Source organism: Mucilaginibacter sp. CAU 1740, from assembly GCF_039839285.1.
Classification (GTDB): Bacteria; Bacteroidota; Bacteroidia; order Sphingobacteriales; family Sphingobacteriaceae; genus Mucilaginibacter.
Genome location: NZ_JBDOQS010000001.1, coordinates 399,098 through 415,899, shown reverse-complemented (window position 1 = coordinate 415,899; position 16,802 = coordinate 399,098). Strand labels below are relative to the sequence as shown.

The window sequence follows — 16,802 nt, the reverse complement described above, 5'->3', positions numbered from 1 at the left end:
CCAACTTCCTAATTATTACTATTACTACTCCCCTCCTTTAAATCATCATTATTGATGGTTTTCTTAGGCTTTTTAGGCTTGGCCTGCGATAAGCCGCCAAACTTGTAACTAAATGTGATCTCAAAGCTGCGGTTATACATAATGTTAACCGAATTTTGGTTGATATTGCCCGAGTTAACCACCGTTGGGATCTTGAGGCCGTTGGTAAGGAAGTTATCGGCACCAATACCTATACTACCTTTTTTATTGGCGAATTTTCTGTTGATGCTCAGATTATATACACCAAAACTACCCTGGTAACCCTGCAATTGGATCTGGCGGGAACGACGGAATGCAAAAGCCTGCAGCGCATAATTATCTGATAAGTCATAGCTACCAAACAACCGGTAATTGGCTACCCAGCCACTATTCGACGCGTGGAAAAGCGGATCGGGATCATTATTGTCGAGATCTAAATGGTAAAGATCAAGGCCACCGTTAAGGTTAAACTTATTGCTGATGGCAATATTGGCCGAAAGGCTCATACCATACGCGTTTTGCTTGCCCAGGTTTTGATAGTTGGTTTTTATGGTATCGCCGCTGGTGCTCCGGATGGTTTGGATAGCATCGTTGGTATTGCGCATAAAAGCCGAAATGTTGAAGTGATTGTTTTTAATATTGGTACTGTAAGCCAGCTCAAAGTTGTTGGTAAACTCGGGCTGTAAGGCCGGGTTACCTGCACTGATGTTCAGCGGATTTGAAGCCTGGATATTGGGGTTCAAAAACTCGATAGACGGGCGCTGGATGCGGCGGTTGTAACCTAATTTCAGGATATCGCCGTTATCAAACTTTTTTGAAATGTTAAGGCTTGGCACAAGAATCCCATAATCGGGAATGTTAACCGCGTTACCGCTCTGAAAATCGGCATTGATGGTAGTGTATTCGTAACGGGTACCGGCCTTTATTGTATAGTTTTTAAAAGGATTGAACGTGAACGACGCGTAAGCCGAAGCCACATTTTGTTTATAATTAAACGCGTTAGATAAACTGGCCGACGAAACCGGCACGTAATTAAGCGTACCATCGGCTGCTGATAAATAGGTATAATCGCTGCTTACGGTACGGATAATATCTTTCGCGCCAAATTCAAGCAATTGATTTTTGGCCAGCGGTGTTTGATAATCGGCTTCGAAGGTAACTTCCTTGTTAATGGCATTGTTATTATTCCGTAAGCCGCCGGTTGTAGCGCCACTGCTTTGATCCAGAAAAATATTCTCGAAGTTGTTATCGCGGTTGTTCTGGCTAAACTCGGTCAGGAAACTGAACTCACGATCCGGCTTTTTACCGGTTAGCGTGTAAGTTAAAGTCGCATCTACCGACGTTGAATTATTGGTGATCTTGTTTCTTTGTAATGATGTGCTTGTAAGCTGGTTATTAAGGTAGCTTTGGGTAAGGAAATCATCCTGCGTTGTGGGACGGTTATTGGCACCCAATACAACACCGAGGCTAAGTGAATTATGCTCGCTAATATCATAATCAACCCCCACATTGTACCGGCCAAATAAATATTTGTTATGGGTATTGGCCGATTGGGTAGTTGTGAAGGCATCGTTAGTAGCCAGATCGGTAACGGTTTGAGTATTGGTAAAATCGCCGGGGATATTATAACCCGAACGGCCAAAGCCGCCAAGCGAAAAGTTAAGCTTTCCGGTTTTATAGCTACCGTTAAGGCCAAGGTTACTGCCCCGTGTACCCGCTGTAGTATTAAGGTTAAGCGATAAGCCCTGCAAGGTGTTTTGCTTCAAAATAATGTTCAGGATACCACCCGAGCCTTCAGCGTCGTATTTTGCCGATGGCGAGGTGATCACCTCTACACTCTTGATCAGATCGGCAGGGATCTGTTTCAAAGCATCGGCAACACTGGCCGAGGCCATTGCTGATGGTTTACCATTAATTAATACCTTAATATTTCCGCTACCGCGCACGCTTACATTACCATCCAGATCTACCGATACCATCGGAACGCGTTTCATTACATCGGTAGCATCACCGCCGCGGGTGGTCAAATCATTTTCGGCGTTATAAACGGTACGGTCTATCTTTTCTTCAATCAGTGCTTTTTTGCCTGTAACTTTTACTTCGTTTAACAAATGGCTATCCGGGCCAAGCAAAATACGACCAAGCTTTAATGAGCCGCCGTCACTTACTTTAAGGTTGGAGATGGTTTTATCGGTATAGCTCAAGAAACTGATCTTTATCTTATAGACACCAGCCGATAATTTTCCGATAGAGAATTTACCATCGGTAGCAGTTATTGTTCCGTTGAGCAGCTTTCCACTGGCCTGGTCATATAACGAAACCGTGGCATAATCAACCGGTTTTTGAGTAAGTGAATCGATAACTGTACCGGTTATAGATGAAGCCGCATCGACAGGCCGTTTGTTTGCCTTTGCTATGGTAACCGATAAAAGGCTAAGGAGTATGATATATAGATATTTCATTGTGTTTGCTGGTTTTTTCGATACAAATAAAGCACAGCTAAACAGGCCCGGCAAAAGCGATAGACGGAGGTAGGAAAATAATCGACGTTGAGGCTTTTATGACTGATTTAAGGCCGGGGCGACGGAATGTTGCCGTTCATCGGTGAAAATTGGGGGATGGTCGGCAAATAGTTAATAGTAGGATATATCGCTTAATAAAACAATAGCCTCAATTTTCCAACTGAGGCTATATAATAAAATCTATCCAATTTCTACAAGCTACTGACTATATCCCTTACGCCAATTGCTCCTTAAAAAAATCAATAGTACGTTGCCAAGCCAGTTCAGCAGCCGCTTTGTCATAACGTGGCGTGGTATCATTATGAAAACCGTGGTTCACATTTTGGTAAATAAAGGCTTGATATTTTTTGTTGTTCTCTTTTAAGGCAGCTTCATAACCAGGCCAACCCTCGGTAATGCGGGTATCCAGCGAGGCGTAGTGCAGCATCAGTGGGGCATGTATTTTAGGTACATCGGCAGCGGCAGGTTGAGCGCCGTAAAACGGAACGGCGGCAGCAAGTTCGGGTACACGCACGGCCATTGTATTGGCAATACCACCGCCAAAGCAAAAGCCTACAACACCTACCTTGCCATTGCAATCTTCATGGTTTTTAAGATAGTTGAAAGCTGCGATAAAATCTTCTTCCATTTCGCCTTTGTTTCGTTGAGATTGTAGTTCGCGGCCTTTATCATCGTTACCAGGATACCCGCCAAGTGGCGTTAAAGCATCCGGAGCTAAGGAAACAAAACCGGCAAGCGCAGCCCTGCGGGCTACATCCTCAATATAAGGGTTGAGTCCTCGGTTTTCATGAACTACTATTATGCCACCCAGTTTCCTTTTAGCATCTATGGGTTTTGATAGTAAACCTTTGATGGTACCACCACCTTTTGGCGACGAGTAATTAATATAGCCTGATTTTAAACGGGGATCATCAGCACCAATTTGCACATTGCCTTTATAATCGGGCATCAGGAAACTCATCAGCGATGGTACAGTTAAACCGCCAACAGCATATAGCGATAACTTCTGCATAAACCCACGGCGATCGATACGGCTGTGCGCGTAATCATCGTACAGATCAAACACTTCCTGATTAATATCTTCTTTTTTTATCTCGCTCATAATTAAAGGTTTTATCAAATTTAGTTAATCAGGTTAACAGGCGGGTGGCTAAAGGTGTTTGCTTTTGGTAAAGGTTGTGTTACATGGGTGCCTCGCGCAGAGTTTATTCACCCGATCTACGCTTCGCTGGATCACCCTCTCTCCCGCTACGCGGCAAAGAGGGTTACTTTGGCAGAAAAAGAAAACAAAATCAAAAAGAAACCCCTCTTTACGCGAAGCGTAGAGAGGGGTGACAAGCGTAGCGATGTCGGGGTGAGTAAACTACTTAAGCGGCTTCACCACAAAATCATCAAATACTACATCAAAGCTTTTCTTGCCTGGCGCGGCAGCTACCACACCAATTTGTGCTTTTACTTTTGGCGGGAAGTATGCCAAACGCAACATCTTGAAATCTTTATTATCAAACGAATATTGGATCTGTACGTAATCGCCTTTTCTCAACAGTTTTAACCATACCGATTTTGGGCTATCGGTACGCGGCACAACCGACCAGTCCGATACTTCGCGGGTAACTACGGCGCTTACGTTTTGTACGCCGTCTACATATTCAATGCCCGTTTTGATCCAGTTTTTATAGTCGATGCGTACCATAAGGCCTGCCTGGTGAAAAAGTTCCTGGTAGTTGCCTGTCACTTTTACCGATGCCTCAAAATCGCCTGTAACGTCCTCATAATAAAACGGTCCCGAATCGCGGATGAAACCGTAGTGCGTTACGCGCCAGTAGTCGGTATTGGGGTCAACAGTAACGGTAAGTTGTTTGGCATTGCCTTTCCAGGCTTTGGGTTTGTTAAACCATTTCATGGTTTGACCATAGCTAAACAGCGTACTAAGTATTAAGGTAAGTGTTAGAATATGTTTTTTCATGGCCGCAAAATAGCATTTATTACCAAAATTATTAGCAATTGAAAATATTCTTTTTCTTGTTAGATCGTGGCTCCCCTAAAATAAAAAAGCCTCCCTTAATTAAGGGAAGCTCTCTATTTTGATCACCGGCTTTCGCTCCGGTTCAAAATAAATTATGCGGCTGTCTCTTTTGGTAAAAGGAAACGCAGCGGACTAAGCGGGCCTAAAGGGATATAATCAAATTCCATTAAGCCAGCCTGGCCAAGGGGTAGTTTTTCCAACAGTTCATGTGCGGTATTAACCTCTGATGTGTTGATGATAAATACTACGCCACTTAGGTCGGGTTTTACATACCATGCGTCCATAACTCCGGTTAAATACAGGCTAAGTGTAGCCGGAACTTCTTTAGGCATTACCGGAAGCCTATTTTCGGCTATGAGGCCTTTTTCTGTCCAACGGCCAATGGCTAATATTTTGGTTGTAGGGGTGCTAAAGTCGGGGAGGGTGTTTTTCTGGTTTTCCATGATCTTATTTGTTTTATTATGGAAGCAAAGTTGCAGCGTATTTGAGCCAATACTCTTGCCATTTGGCAAGAAAGCACCCCTTGGGTATTATTTTTGCCAAATCCGCCTATTTTTGAAAAGGATATAATTATGTTAGCGATATTTAAGCTACCGGCAAAAAAGGAGGCACCTACGGAGCCAAATACAGGTTTATTTTAAAACTATAAACATGGTACTCCTACGGAGTTTAAGATAAATTACAGAAACTCCGTAGGAGTACCATATTTGTAGAAAACAGAAAAAGAGGTTTGGCTCCGTAGGTGCCTCCTAATTCGTAATTATTTTTTGAAAACAGCGATTCACCTGCTTAACCTATCAACTCATGAACAAAGATATCCTCGTAGCTTTTTTGCACAGCAGTAACCTGATCACCATGTCGGCCGCTAAGGAAATAGCCGACCATTTTACCTATAAAAGTCTCGCTAAAAATCAGTTTCAGCTTACGGAAGGAAAAATATGCGATGAATACCTGTTTTTAGAAAAAGGCTATATGCGCGGTTTCGCGCATGATATTGATGGCAATGAAGTAACTACAGCTTTTTGCTCGGCCGGGCAACTGGCTTTCGAGGTATCCTCATTTTTTAACCGCATCCGCTCTAAAGAGAACATCCAGGCGCTAACGGATTGTGAAGGCTGGTATATCACTTACGAGCAACTGAACCAGCTGTTCCATGCCTCGCCCGATTTCAGGGAGTTTGGCCGCTCGGTATTGGTGAAAGGCTACACCCAATTGAAAACCCGGATGCTGATGCAGATCACCGAAACGGCCGAAGAGCGGTATAGCTTCCTGCTCACCAACTATCCGCATATTTTTCAGCATGCAGCCTTAAAGCATATCGCTTCCTTTTTGGGGATAACGGATACATCATTAAGCAGGATCAGGAAAGAGCTTTCTAAAAAATAACGGGTTCAAAAGCCAACTCCTTGTATATTCTGATTATTTAAAGCATATTTAGCTGCCCGGTATTGACTATTCCGGGTAATAAACCCAATTAGCTTAAATACTTTATAATCCTGTAATGTCACAAAACCCTGCTTATCTCGAAACCAAAAGCCATTATAAAATCCTCGACGGGCTACGCGGCGTAGCAGCTATCATTGTTGTAATATTTCACACCTTTGAAGCCTTTAACGGCGGCAGCCGCTTCGCGCAGATCATTAACCATGGTTACCTCGCTGTCGATTTTTTCTTTTTGCTTTCTGGCTTTGTGGTGGCTTATGCTTATGATGACAGGTGGGGCAAAATGACCCAATGGGATTTTTACAAACGCCGCCTCATCCGCTTGCAGCCCATGGTTATAGCGGGGTCAATAATAGGCGCGATATTTTTCTATTTACAGGCAGGCGGGTTATTCCCACCTATCGCTGCCACCCCGGTTTGGAAAATGCTGTTGATCATGCTGATCGGTTGTACCATGATCCCGATCGTGCCCTCGATGGATATCCGCGGTTGGCAGGAAATGCACCCGCTTAACGGACCTGCGTGGTCGTTATTTTTTGAATACGTAGCCAATATATTGTACGCACTCTTTATCCGTAGATTTTCAAATACGGTGCTAACCATATTTGTTGTTCTATCGGCCATTTTACTGATCCGTTACGAAGTTTGGGGACCAAACGGCGATGTGATAGGCGGCTGGACAGTTAACGCCGAACAGTTGAACATTGGCTTTACCCGTTTGTTATACCCCTTTCTGGCCGGTATGCTGCTTTGCCGCACGGCTAAACTGGTCCGCGTTAAATCGGCATTTACGGTTAGCAGCATTTTGCTCGCATTAACCTTATTTATCCCTCGCATTGGTGGCCCTGAGCATCTTTGGATGAATGGTATTTATGAATCAGTTTGTATCATTTTAGTGTTCCCGCTTATTGTTTCTATTGGTGCTGGAGGTGAGATAAAAGGCAACTTCGCTAATAAAGTATGTAAGTTTTTTGGCGATATCTCCTACCCTATTTACATTACCCATTACCCGCTTATTTATTGGTTTACCGCCTGGGTAGTTGATAATAAAATACCAATGAGTTATGGCTTGCAATGGGGTGCTGTGTTGGTTGCGTCGAGCATAGCGATTGCTTACGCCTGTTTAAAATTGTATGACGAGCCAGTTAGGGAATGGTTAAGGAAAAAGTATTTGGTGAAGAAAAAAGCTTAGAAAATCCTGTAAAAAAGGTTATTAACAACATATGTTAATAACCTTTTTTACATTTTACTGGCAATCTGAAAACTTTTTGCCTATCATTACAAAATGCATTTTGTAGTTGGCTCCAAGCTCCTTCTTATTGCTTTTTTATCATTTTCGAAGCCGGTAAAGCCTGCCGCGCATCATGCAACATCCAAAAAACATAAAGCAACTAAATCAGTAAAGGCACATAAGCACTCACGTGTAAGGCATCATTATGCCGAAGTGGAGGCCAATTACGAAACCGGCGAAACTACTCCCGATGAGTTGGTTGAGTTTGCACAAACCCTTAAAGGTATCCGCTACCGCTATGGATCAACCAATCCGGAAAGAGGGTTTGATTGCTCGGGCTTTGTTAATTATGTTTTCAGTCACTTTGGGATCTCCATCCCACGCAGCTCGTCAGATTTTGAACCGGTAAAAGGTATCGATATTAGTGAGGCCAAATTTGGCGATCTGATATTGTTTACCGGTACCCGCAGTCATAATTATCATAGTGCAGGCCACATTGGCATTGTAATATCGCAACCGGGCGAGCCTTTGGCATTTATCCATTCTACCTCGGGTGCGGAGAATGGTGTTACCGTAACTACCATGAATGATCTTTATCAACGCAGGTATATCAAAACCATCCGCGTGTTTAAAGAGCAAGTTCCGGTTGAAGAGGAAGATGCTACAACTCCGGATTCAACAGAAACAGTAGCACGCTAAAATCAATTCTAATAACTTCTTTTCGCCAACCGCTGATCGATAAAAAGAAAGGCCACAAAACCTGCAACCATGGTTAGCAATACCCATTTATAACCAACAACGGCAGTTAAAAACATATCCCCACTTTCCGGGCTGATGAGTGCCAGCATTCCATAGGCCACGGCCAATCCAACCAAAAATAAAAGCAGCGCCAGTATGTTAAAACGCATATCGCTTTTGCGGGCGGCCTGTTCCTGTATCGCGCGCCTTACGTTGGCGGCAAAGCTCATTGGTAAGCCCTCGGCAGGTTCGGTATTAAGCGCCGTGAACAAGCTTTGATAGGCTTGCAGGTTTGCCTGATCATTATCCGAAAGCGTTTCATCGTCCGGAAGCAGGCCGCCGTTCAGCAATTCCTGTAGTGCATCGTCATCCAGCTCTTTCATATATTTTCTCTTTTTAAATCTTTTTCAATTTTTTCTTTCAGCAATTTCCTCGCTCTAAACAAATGGCTTTTTACCGTGCCCTCGGGTATCCCGGTAATTTCTTCTATCTCGGCACACGAAAACTCGTTAAGGTGGTAAAGCGTGAGCACCGTTTTATATTGATGCGGCATTTGTTCAATAAGCAGGTTAACGTAAGCCGCGGTGTTTTTCTTTATCAGTTCCTGCTCGGGGTTTTGGTCAGTAAAATGATAGTGATCAATATTTTCAGGATATTCGGAAGGAGAATTGTTTTTGTTCTTTTTTAAATAGTTTACAGCGGTTAAATAAGCTATCCGCGCTATCCAGGTTGATAGTTTAGATTGAAACTGGAACCGGTGCAGGTTTTGGTGAACTTTAATAAACACTTCCTGACATATATCCTCTTTGTTTTGCCTGTCCTGAACAAGGCGGTGTATCACAAAGAAAACCAGCTTTTCGTACTGCTTTACCAGCAGCTCAAAAGCCCGCATATCTTTGTTCAATATTTTGGATACTACCTCTTGTTCATTAAACATATAACAGTAGTCAAGATATGTGCTTTGGCGGTTGCAAAAAAGAAATAAAAAATATTTTAAAATAATTGCAACCGGGGCAGCCTAAGTGCTGACTACTGTAGCAAATAACTTAAACATACAACATCATGAAACAGTTAATGCCATTTATAGTAGTTATCGTATTTTTTATACTGATAGCCATCTTCATACTTGCCCTTTACAATTACAGGTTAAAAAAACGCATTATTGATGCAGGGCAACTCGACGAAAACAGCACCAAATTTTTAGCCGAATTAGGCTCGGGCAACGAAGCTTTAAAATGGGGACTCATTCTGCTTTGCGCCGGTATTGGCTTTGTAGTAATGGAATTTATCCCATACAGCGCCGAAGATTCTCCGGTACCTTACGGCGTTGAAATGATCTTTATCTCGGCCGGTTTCCTCATCTACTACCTGTTGCGCCGCCGCAAGGTTTAAATGATCACACATTAATTTATTGCATTAAGCAGGTGGTTTAGCCGCCTGCTTCACCAAATTTTTAAGGGAGAAATCCTCCTTAGGGAACCCTTTTGCCTAAAAAATCTAACACCTCACAAACATGAAAACTAAACAATTTGCAATACGGCTTATCATTATGATCGCTCTGTTGCTCACCCAAAATATCATTACCTATAGCCAAATCACATCTACCATAAAAGGCACCGTAGCCGATTCGGCAAGTAAAGCAACCCTGCCTTTAATCACCGTAAGGCTAAAAGGTGCCGATAATGAAACTATTAAAGTTACCGTAACTAAAGATGATGGTTCATTCACCTTTGCTTCAATACCGGCATCAAAATACACGCTATACATCAACGCGATAGGTTATCAAACCAAAACTGTAACCATCGACCTCGCACAACAAAAAACGCTTGAGTTGAAGCCTATTTACTTAAGCGATGCCATGACCACGCTAAAGGAAGTATCCGTTACTGCCGAGAGGCCTATCATCAGGCAAAAGGCCGACAGGATCATTTATGATCTGAAAGCCGACCCGGAAAGTAAAGGCAACAATGTTTTAACCATGATGCGTAAAGTACCTTACCTTTCGTTAGATGGCGATGATAACCTGTTATTGAAAGGTAATTCAAGCTTTAAGGTGTTCATTAATGGCAAGCCTTCCGGCAGTTTGGAAAACAACCTGAAAGCAGTTTTAAAAAGCATCCCCGCCTCAACCATCGAGCGCATAGAGGTGATCACCACACCGCCATCTAAATATGACGCCGATGGCCTGGCTGGTATTATAAATATCATCACCAGTAAAAAAATAAACGACGGCCTAAACGGCACTGTAAACATTAATGAAAGTCTGCCTACTGGTGGCCCGGGTGTTGGCGCTTCCTTTACGGCTAAAAAAGGGAAGTTTGGGATCTCGGCTTTTAGTGGCGGCAGTATCAATAAATCTCCCGAAACTTATAATAATAATAACCGTGTTGATACCAGTGGCAACGCGCTTACGCAGCAAGGCTATCAACGCTCAAACAACAAAACGGCCTACTTCGGTACAGAAATGAGTTTGCAGATAGATACCCTGCACCTGTTAACCGCCCAGTTTAATTATAACAGCAACCGTAATAATAGCCATAGTGGCCAATCGTCGCTTTTAAGCGGGAACGGTCAGCCCCAACAATATACCTTTCGGAATGACAACCACGGTACCGACCATGGCATAGACGCGGGCATTAATTACGAATTAGGGTTTAAAGGGGTAAAAAATAGGTTACTCACCTTCTCGTACCAGTACAGCGGAGCAGGTGATAACCGCACCAGCAATATCGATTTTTCCGACCGGTTAAATTTTACCACCCCTAATTTCAGGCAGATAGATAAACAGAAGTTTAATGAACATACCGCGCAAATTGATTTCGCTACGCCTATAAATAAGGTAATGATAGATGCTGGTCTGAAAGCTATTTTCAGAACCAGCAGCAGCGATTTTGAGTACAGCAACCTGAACGATGCTACTGGTTTTTACGAGTACAACGCCGAGCAATCGAACGCGTACACCAATACACAAAATGTATTCAGCGCTTATAACTCGTACCAGGTAAATTTAAACAGCTGGAATATTAATGCCGGTGTACGGGCGGAAGAAACTGTGATCCGCGCCAATTTCATGACCACCGGATCTATAGCCAGTCAAAATTATTTAAATGTAGTCCCCTCTATCTCCATAGGCAAAAGGTTTAAAAACGAAAGCAGCATCAACTTCGGCTTTTCGCAACGCATCAGGCGGCCCGGCATCAACAGGTTAAACCCTTATATAGACCGCTCTAACCCTAACTTTGAAGTTACCGGCAACCCCAACCTAAGGCCAGTTTTATTGAACGATATCCAGTTTGGTTACAACAGCAACAAAAAGCTATCGGTGAATATCGGCTTTGATTATTCGTTCATGAACAACCTGGATGTGCAGGTGGTGAACTTTAACAACGTTACCCAGGTTACGCAAATAAGCTATGCAAACACCGGCAAAGCCCAAAGCGCGGGTGTTAATTTCAACTTTAGCTATCCGGTAACTAAAATTTACAATGTAAGCGTTAACGGCAATATCATGCAACTATGGCTGCAAGGGCAGGCCGATGGTAAAACCGTAAGCAATAACCAATTGATGTATGGCGCAACCCTATCAAACGTAGTGCGCCTTGACCATGGCTGGGCTTTAAATGCAGATCTTGGTGTACGCAGTCGTAACCCTACTGGCTTGCAAGGCTACTCCAACGGTTATTTTTATAGTGCCTTTAATTTCAATAAGGATATTGTTAAAAACAAGTTTAGCATCTCCGGAGGAATTAAAAACCCCTTTACCAAATACCGCACCAGCATAAGCAAAACCTTCGGGCCGCAATTTACCCAAACCTATCAAAGCATTAACTATTACCGCTCATTCAATATCAGCCTTAATTATAATTTTGGTGGATTAAAGGATAGAATCAACAAAAACAGGACGGGAATTGAGAATAATGATGTGGCGAATTGATGAGTGAAAACTTGGTTAAGTAACAACATCGTCATTGCGAGGCACGAAGCAATCGCACAGAAGCCGAGGGGCTATGCAAATCCGCCTTGTAAAGTTCGCGATTGCTTCGTACCTCGCAATGACGTTTTTTAACACACTCCTTACGGCAGTAATTTCACATCAACCAAATCATACTCCAGCTTCCACTTTTCAACAATAGGCTGCTCCAACTGCATCTGTCGATACTCATCAGGGGCCATAATGGGGACGCCGTAAACAATAGGGTATTTACGCTGGCAGCTGGTGCAGGTAAGAATTCCTTCAATAATATTTTGCTCAGTATCTTTTGCTAATACCTGCAAGTCGAGGTCGCTTTTATCAAAGGGACAGCAGAGTTTATTAATGGTTTTGAGTTGCATGTTGAGTGGGGTTAGCGCTTAGCGCGAGTTTAAATTGTTTAACTTTTTGTTCTGGATCATCGGCGCTCATAATGCCAGATATTACAGCGATGCCATCAAACGGGGTGATCTTTTTTAGGCTGATGATATTTTGCGGGGTGATGCCTCCGGCCACAAATAATGGCATAGCGGTAAGCGCCCTTGCCCGCTTTACGGTAAGCGGCGTAACTATATCACAACTCCCTGCCGATGATGACGGGAACATAGAACAAAAGGATACATAATCCAGTCCGTTATCTTCGGCCCAGGCTACGGTATCAAGGCTTCCGGAGCAAGTAATACCGCTGATAAATGAACGGCTAACGGTTTCCCGAATAAGGGATATCGAAGCCGGAACCGTATCGAAATGAATACCATCCAAAGCTGGGACATCGCGCAGCAATACCCAATCCTGGTTAATAAGCAAGGGCACATGGTGTGGCTTGCATAAAGCAGCTACCTTTTCTATCAGCGCCCGTTTGTTGGCACCGGGCGACCAGTTATTCCAGATCTGTACCACCTCGATACCACCAGATAAAACAGCCTGTAATTTACTGAGCAACTTATCTTCATCAATAGCAGGGTTTATCACCAGGTAAACGCCGCCGGTAATTTTATAAGGTTTATCCATCATTTCCATCCGTTTTTGTAAGCATTAAAAAAAGCATCCCAATAAGGGTCTTTACTAAAGTAGGGCATCGGTTTTTCCTCGCCATTTTCGATGAGTGCATAGCCTTTTTGTTTTTCGGTAAAATGGCCGATGATGGTTGCTGGTATGTTGTTTTCATTTAAACGTTGCAGCACGTTCTGGCCCCATTCTTCTTTTACAGCGATGACCATAGCCCCCGCGCCGATGCAATACCGGGGGTCGATACTGAACAGCCCGCAGATCTGGCTTTGCACATCGCCAATTGGCAGCAGATCGTTATTAACAACAACGCCATTACCCGATGCAATAGCCATTTCATAAACAGCACCCAGAACGCCGCCTTCGGTAACATCGTGCATGGCGGTAACTTTGTTAAAACGCTTGCCAATGCCTGCCGCTGTAAGGCCGTCTTTTAATGATGAGGTTTGATAAAACAACTCGCAGCCCTGGTGATAAACCTCCTCGCCCAACTTGTTTTTAACAGTCTGCGGGAAGCTCATGGCTAATATGGCCGCTGATGACATGGCACATTGCTTTGTTACAATGATCACATCTCCGGGTTGCGCGTTTTTGCTTAACAAGATCTCATCAACCGGTGCGGTGAGCAGCATCGTACCTCCGCCAGCAATGGTTGAATTTTGACCTTCAATGCTGCCGGTATGCCCACCGGTAATAGCCACGCCTATTTGATCGCTATAGCGATGGATATGATCCCAATAAGTAGTAAAATCCTGCTGACTTAAACCAGGAGGCAGGTTCAACACCATTTGCGCGTATTGCGGCGCGAAGCCTGTGGTAGCCATATCATTGGCCATTAAATGCACCGATAGCCATGCCGATTCCTGCAAACCCAATGATGGAATGAGCGACAGCGGATCGCTGGTAAGGGCCAGCCCTAAGCCATTTGGCAGGTTTATCACCGATACATCAACGCCAAAAGCCGGGCCACTTAAAACCTCATCACGCTGGCGCCCTCGCCGGGGCAGGATGATGTGCTCAAAACCCTCGCCCGTTATTTTTCCTGATAGTGACATCGGCTGTATTAATCCAAAAATTTAACATACAGTCCGAAGAAATCACCTGCGGGTACACTCCATTGCTGTACCGGGAACCACTCGGGCAAACCGGTGCAGGTCCACTCCAGGCTATATTGGCGACCTTTTAACGCTTCGTGAATTTTTTTGGTGAGCATGGCCGGGGTGTAAAACGTGGCTGTAACGTAAAACGGATTTTTGCCAAACATTTGCTGCACCCGACGGCGCAATACTTTGGGCGAGTTCCTGTTCATCATCCCGAAGGCGATGCCGTGTTTACCAACCCTCGCCGCCTCGCGGATCACCTGTACCGGGTCGCGGTAATATTCGAACGTGGTGATAAAGGCAACGGCATCAAAAGTGTGATCTTTAAAAGGCATAAAATGCGAATCGGCGTTTACCAGGTCGCCTTTAAACAGATGTACGGCCTGGCCAAGCATAAAGGGCGATAGGTCGCCGCCCGTGGCGTCGATGCCTATTTCGTGCCACCAGCGGGTAAAGCGGGTAGTGCCGCAACCAAATTCAAGCAGTTCTTTAACGCGGGGATCGGTGCCGAGCAGCTGGGACATTACCTTTTTTTGCCATACTTCGGCGCGTTTGTAGCGGCCCTCGTACCATTGCTCATAAGTATCGGTGTGTTCGCGGTTAAAAAACCACTCTTTGCGGCCCTGCCAGTTAGTAAGGCTTTGGGTTACGAGGCCAAAATTGTTTTCTGGTTCCATTTGTTTAGTTCATTAAATAAAAAAGCCTTGTTTCTGCACAGGCGTACCGGTACAGAAACAAGGCCATATATCAATAAACGGCAAACGCCATAAACCAACTAATTAAGCCAGTGCATCCCTACGCCGGTATTATCCGTGTCAGGTTGTGCGGGTATTATCTCAGCCTTAACCCTGCGGTTAAAGCACCCCGTGCTATATAAAACGAAGGTAGTTTATTTAATGGAAAAACGGTAGCAGAAAATCATTTCACGGCGCGATATACCTATATTTGATCACGTTCCATCTAATCCAAACTACCATGACCTTATCTGTTTCAGTCGTCCATAAAAACATCTGGTTTACCATCGGCATAGCTTTCACCATTTTAATTACAGGGCTTATTTTGATCCACAATGTAACACCGGCCAAAACCGATATTGTGGCGACCGGCTTTTTGATGGACCTGGTAATTACCTTTCCCGTAGCCTATTACCTGTTAATAATCCGCCCGCTTAAACAAAAAACATGGCGAATAATGCTGGTTATTACCTGCTGTTGCGGCGTGGCCTATTTGATATTGCCTGCTCATCAGCGTAGCTACATTATTCAGCTAAGAAAATTCACTGCGGGGTTAGAATTGGGGATGCTTATTTATTGCATCAGTAAAATAAGGCATATCAAAAAAGAATACAGGAAACTACAGGCCGAATTTCCGGATGTGGCTTTCAACCTGCACAAAAGCATGGCAGCCATAATGGGCGATGGTGTAGCCGTGAAGATCATGGCTTCGGAAGTAACTATTTTACGTTTCGGGCTGCTTTGCTTTAAAAAAGAGCGAGCGGCATTGCCGGACTATAAACGCTTTAGTGTTCATAAAGAATCGGGGTATGCTGCTTTGTTTGGGGTGATATTGGCCGTATGTGTTATCGAGATGGTAGCTTTCCATTTGTTTTTAATGCAGTACAGCCATATAGCGGCCAACATAGTAACTATACTAAGTATTTACGGAACCATTTTTATAACCGGCGATTTTTCAGCGCTGGTAAAAAGTCCGGTTTTGATGATGGAGAACAGGGCTTTACTCCGTACCGGTTTACGCTGGCGCGCGCTTGTTGAATTAGATAATATCACTACGGCCGAAAAAGTAAAAGATAGCTTTGAACCAGCAGAAGGGTGTTTTAAAGGAGGCATTATGAAAAACAGCTACAACGCGCTGCTTACATTTAACACCCCGGTAACCATAGAGCGTTTATACAGAAAACCAATCAGCACCAGCCAGATCCTGATGTCTGTTGATGATGCCGACCAGTTTTTATCTGAAATAACGGATAGCAAAATCATTTAGCTAAATGCTCCAATCCATCCGGGAACATGGCTTTAGCCACCAAAGCCATATCCAACGCTTCGCGGATGAGCTTGATCTTTCCGTTTTCGGCAACAACACGGCCCATATAAGTTTGCGGGTAAGGCCTGCCGGTTGAGTTAGCTATCGCATCTACATCATATTCGCCAAAGGCTTGTTCGGGCGTATCAATATGGATGCGGATGTTTTGAAAATGGAAATTGCCAAATGTTTTAGGCAGATTTTTAAGAAAGTTGTAGATCACCTCTCTTCCTTTCCACTGCCATGGCAAACCCAAACTTGCCAGGTAAGGAAGTTCAAATACGGCATCGTCGGCAAAAAGTTCAATAGCTATATCCGGGTTGTTAACGTTTTCGAGGTAACCCAATAATAATTGTTTTGCGGTTTTCATTTTGTTGTGCTTTTGTGGCCCTGTACGTTCATCGTTCAGAACATTACAAAGGTGCAGCACAGCAAAAACCTACACATTGATGTTTGGTAAGAAACAAATTGATATTTATCAATAAAATTAATACCCTATCCAATAGCATGTTAAGCGAATGTTAATGAGATAAAACCATTTTTACACTCCGCTGTCATAACTTATTGTACATTTGCAGCATCAAAACAGTGCGGGATGGAGCAGTTGGTAGCTCGTCGGGCTCATAACCCGAAGGTCGTAGGTTCGAGTCCTGCTCCCGCTACAAAGTAAAAAGCCTCAAGTCGAAAGATTTGAGGCTTTTTTGTT

General features: G+C 43.8%; 17 protein-coding genes, 1 tRNA gene and 1 riboswitch. Of the genes, 7 read left to right on the top strand and 11 right to left on the bottom strand.

From position 1 onward, the window contains the following. Nucleotides 1–8: 8 nt before the first annotated feature. From AAFN85_RS01905 to AAFN85_RS01890, 4 genes are all read right to left on the bottom strand, one after another. Nucleotides 9–2,480, bottom strand: a complete 2,472-nt coding sequence (locus tag AAFN85_RS01905) for a TonB-dependent receptor (protein ID WP_347525261.1) — start codon at nucleotides 2,478–2,480, stop codon at nucleotides 9–11. A gap of 274 nt (nucleotides 2,481–2,754) precedes the next feature. Then, nucleotides 2,755–3,642, bottom strand: a complete 888-nt coding sequence (locus AAFN85_RS01900; RefSeq protein ID WP_347525260.1) for a dienelactone hydrolase family protein — start codon at nucleotides 3,640–3,642, stop codon at nucleotides 2,755–2,757. A 261-nt stretch (nucleotides 3,643–3,903) separates the two neighbouring features. Beyond that, nucleotides 3,904–4,506: a DUF1349 domain-containing protein gene (locus AAFN85_RS01895; RefSeq protein WP_347525259.1), complete on the bottom strand. Its 603-nt coding sequence runs from the start codon at nucleotides 4,504–4,506 to the stop codon at nucleotides 3,904–3,906. Nucleotides 4,507–4,658: 152 nt separating this feature from the next. Then, on the bottom strand, nucleotides 4,659–5,009 hold the full coding sequence (locus AAFN85_RS01890; RefSeq protein WP_347525258.1) for a hypothetical protein: 351 nt from the start codon (nucleotides 5,007–5,009) through the stop codon (nucleotides 4,659–4,661). 361 nt (nucleotides 5,010–5,370) lie between these two features. Between AAFN85_RS01890 and AAFN85_RS01885 the strand changes: the two genes are divergently transcribed. From AAFN85_RS01885 to AAFN85_RS01875, 3 genes are all read left to right on the top strand, one after another. Beyond that, nucleotides 5,371–5,952 carry a Crp/Fnr family transcriptional regulator gene (locus AAFN85_RS01885; RefSeq protein WP_347525257.1) on the top strand — a complete coding sequence of 194 codons (582 nt, stop codon included), beginning with the start codon at nucleotides 5,371–5,373 and terminating at the stop codon, nucleotides 5,950–5,952. 115 nt (nucleotides 5,953–6,067) lie between these two features. Continuing rightward, nucleotides 6,068–7,201 carry an acyltransferase gene (locus AAFN85_RS01880; protein WP_347525256.1) on the top strand — a complete coding sequence of 378 codons (1,134 nt, stop codon included), beginning with the start codon at nucleotides 6,068–6,070 and terminating at the stop codon, nucleotides 7,199–7,201. Between the two features lie 93 nt (nucleotides 7,202–7,294). After that, a complete protein-coding gene (locus AAFN85_RS01875) occupies nucleotides 7,295–7,939 on the top strand; it encodes a C40 family peptidase (RefSeq protein ID WP_347525255.1) in 645 nt (214 codons plus the stop codon). A gap of 8 nt (nucleotides 7,940–7,947) precedes the next feature. Here AAFN85_RS01875 and AAFN85_RS01870 read toward each other — a convergent pair whose 3' ends face one another. Continuing rightward, the gene (locus tag AAFN85_RS01870) at nucleotides 7,948–8,361 is read right to left on the bottom strand and encodes a hypothetical protein (RefSeq protein WP_347525254.1); all 414 of its coding nucleotides are present in this window, start codon (nucleotides 8,359–8,361) and stop codon (nucleotides 7,948–7,950) included. Beyond that, nucleotides 8,358–8,915 carry a sigma-70 family RNA polymerase sigma factor gene (locus AAFN85_RS01865; protein ID WP_347525253.1) on the bottom strand — a complete coding sequence of 186 codons (558 nt, stop codon included), beginning with the start codon at nucleotides 8,913–8,915 and terminating at the stop codon, nucleotides 8,358–8,360. Before AAFN85_RS01865 ends, AAFN85_RS01870 begins: the two co-directional genes overlap by 4 nt. 125 nt (nucleotides 8,916–9,040) lie before the next feature. Here AAFN85_RS01865 and AAFN85_RS01860 point away from each other — a divergent pair, with 125 nt between their 5' ends. Together AAFN85_RS01860 and AAFN85_RS01855 are read left to right on the top strand one after the other, a co-directional pair. Beyond that, complete coding sequence (locus AAFN85_RS01860) at nucleotides 9,041–9,370, top strand: DUF6249 domain-containing protein (protein WP_347525252.1); 330 nt, start codon at nucleotides 9,041–9,043, stop codon at nucleotides 9,368–9,370. Between the two features lie 121 nt (nucleotides 9,371–9,491). After that, on the top strand, nucleotides 9,492–11,912 hold the full coding sequence (locus tag AAFN85_RS01855; RefSeq protein ID WP_347525251.1) for a DUF2012 domain-containing protein: 2,421 nt from the start codon (nucleotides 9,492–9,494) through the stop codon (nucleotides 11,910–11,912). 140 nt (nucleotides 11,913–12,052) lie between these two features. Here the strand turns inward: AAFN85_RS01855 and AAFN85_RS01850 are convergent, their stop codons facing one another. From AAFN85_RS01850 to AAFN85_RS01835, 4 genes are read right to left on the bottom strand one after another with little or no spacing between them, the layout of a single operon-like run. Next, nucleotides 12,053–12,310 carry a Trm112 family protein gene (locus AAFN85_RS01850; RefSeq protein ID WP_347525250.1) on the bottom strand — a complete coding sequence of 86 codons (258 nt, stop codon included), beginning with the start codon at nucleotides 12,308–12,310 and terminating at the stop codon, nucleotides 12,053–12,055. Further along, the gene (locus AAFN85_RS01845; RefSeq protein ID WP_347525249.1) at nucleotides 12,291–12,962 is read right to left on the bottom strand and encodes a thiamine phosphate synthase; all 672 of its coding nucleotides are present in this window, start codon (nucleotides 12,960–12,962) and stop codon (nucleotides 12,291–12,293) included. Before AAFN85_RS01845 ends, AAFN85_RS01850 begins: the two co-directional genes overlap by 20 nt. Next, a complete protein-coding gene (locus AAFN85_RS01840; RefSeq protein ID WP_347525248.1) occupies nucleotides 12,959–14,011 on the bottom strand; it encodes an AIR synthase family protein in 1,053 nt (350 codons plus the stop codon). Before AAFN85_RS01840 ends, AAFN85_RS01845 begins: the two co-directional genes overlap by 4 nt. 8 nt (nucleotides 14,012–14,019) lie before the next feature. Continuing rightward, nucleotides 14,020–14,733: a class I SAM-dependent methyltransferase gene (locus tag AAFN85_RS01835; protein ID WP_347525247.1), complete on the bottom strand. Its 714-nt coding sequence runs from the start codon at nucleotides 14,731–14,733 to the stop codon at nucleotides 14,020–14,022. Nucleotides 14,734–14,831: 98 nt separating this feature from the next. Beyond that, nucleotides 14,832–14,933: riboswitch (TPP riboswitch) on the bottom strand. A 98-nt stretch (nucleotides 14,934–15,031) separates the two neighbouring features. On the opposite strand from AAFN85_RS01835, the gene AAFN85_RS01830 reads away from it, so the two are divergent. Then, the gene (locus tag AAFN85_RS01830; RefSeq protein ID WP_347525246.1) at nucleotides 15,032–16,057 is read left to right on the top strand and encodes a hypothetical protein; all 1,026 of its coding nucleotides are present in this window, start codon (nucleotides 15,032–15,034) and stop codon (nucleotides 16,055–16,057) included. Here the strand turns inward: AAFN85_RS01830 and AAFN85_RS01825 are convergent. Then, a complete protein-coding gene (locus AAFN85_RS01825) occupies nucleotides 16,050–16,466 on the bottom strand; it encodes a nuclear transport factor 2 family protein (protein ID WP_347525245.1) in 417 nt (138 codons plus the stop codon). The two genes, AAFN85_RS01830 and AAFN85_RS01825, sit on opposite strands and share 8 nt — an antisense overlap. Before the next feature lie 219 nt (nucleotides 16,467–16,685). On the opposite strand from AAFN85_RS01825, the gene AAFN85_RS01820 reads away from it, so the two are divergent. Continuing rightward, a tRNA-Met gene (locus tag AAFN85_RS01820) sits at nucleotides 16,686–16,758 on the top strand. Nucleotides 16,759–16,802 lie beyond the last annotated feature (44 nt).